The organism is Methylobacter sp., from assembly GCF_030680395.1.
GTDB lineage: Bacteria > Pseudomonadota > Gammaproteobacteria > Methylococcales > Methylomonadaceae > Methylobacter_A.
The window spans coordinates 1-1,303 of record NZ_JAUXVR010000004.1; the positions used below are offsets into that span (position 1 = coordinate 1).

General features: G+C 49.8%; 1 rRNA gene. It reads left to right on the forward strand.

Annotated features, from left to right (window positions below):
* Positions 1 to 190: 190 nt before the first annotated feature.
* Positions 191 to 1,303 (forward strand): 23S ribosomal RNA (locus tag Q8L79_RS00495); the annotation flags it as partial.

Genomic DNA, 1,303 nt, shown 5'->3' on the forward strand with positions numbered 1-1,303 from the left:
TTTGTTCTTTAACAATTAGGTGAATGAAGAAGTGATCTGGCACGTTGTGCGGATGTTGACGCTATTGTTTGGTGTTGATGGTTCGTGTGGTGTTGCGAGATTGCGACTGAAAATTATACAAGCGTTAGTTTGTACGAAAAAAGGTTGTTATAAAAAACATGTGATCTTGGACGAGAGTTTGAGGTTATATGGTCAAGCATTTAAGCGTGCGTGGTGGATGCCTTGGCAGCCAGAGGCGATGAAGGACGTTGTAGGCAACGAAATGCCTCGGGGAGCCGTCAAACAGGCTTTGATCCGGGGGTGTCCGAATGGGGAAACCCACCCGACTTGTCGGGTATCTTGCACTGAATAAAATAGGTGCAAGAAGCGAACGCGGGGAACTGAAACATCTAAGTACCCGCAGGAAAAGAAATCAATTGAGATTCCCTGAGTAGCGGTGAGCGAAAGGGGATTAGCCCTTAAGTTGAGTTGGCGTTAGTGGAACGTTCTGGAAAGTACGGCGATAGAGGGTGATAGCCCCGTACACGAAAATTCCAATTCAATGAAAACGAGTAGGTCGGGACACGTGTAATCCTGATTGAATATGGGGGGACCATCCTCCAAGGCTAAATACTCCTGGCTGACCGATAGTGAACAAGTACCGTGAGGGAAAGGCGAAAAGAACCCCGGTGAGGGGAGTGAAATAGACCCTGAAACCGCGCACGTACAAGCAGTCGGAGCCCCTTCGTGGGGTGACGGCGTACCTTTTGTATAATGGGTCAGCGAGTTATTGTCAGTAGCAAGGTTAACCGTGTAGGGGAGCCGTAGGGAAACCGAGTCTTAATAGGGCGATTTAGTTGCTGGCAATAGACCCGAAACCGAGCGATCTAGCCATGGGCAGGTTGAAGGTGCCGTAACAGGCACTGGAGGACCGAACCGAATAATGTTGAAAAATTATCGGATGACCTGTGGCTCGGAGTGAAAGGCTAATCAAGCTCGGAGATAGCTGGTTCTCCTCGAAAACTATTTAGGTAGTGCCTCGTGTCAATTGACTGCTGGGGGTAGAGCACTGTGTCGGCTAGGGGGTCATCCCGACTTACCAACCCGATGCAAACTCCGAATACCAGTAAGTTTTACCACGGGAGACAGACGGCGGGTGCTAACGTCCGTCGTCAAGAGGGAGACAACCCAGACCGCCAGCTAAGGTCCCAAATATCAGTTAAGTGGGAAACGATGTGGGAAGGCTTAGACAGCTAGGAGGTTGGCTTAGAAGCAGCCATCCTTTAAAGAAAGCGTAATAGCTCACTAGTCGAGTCGGCCTGCG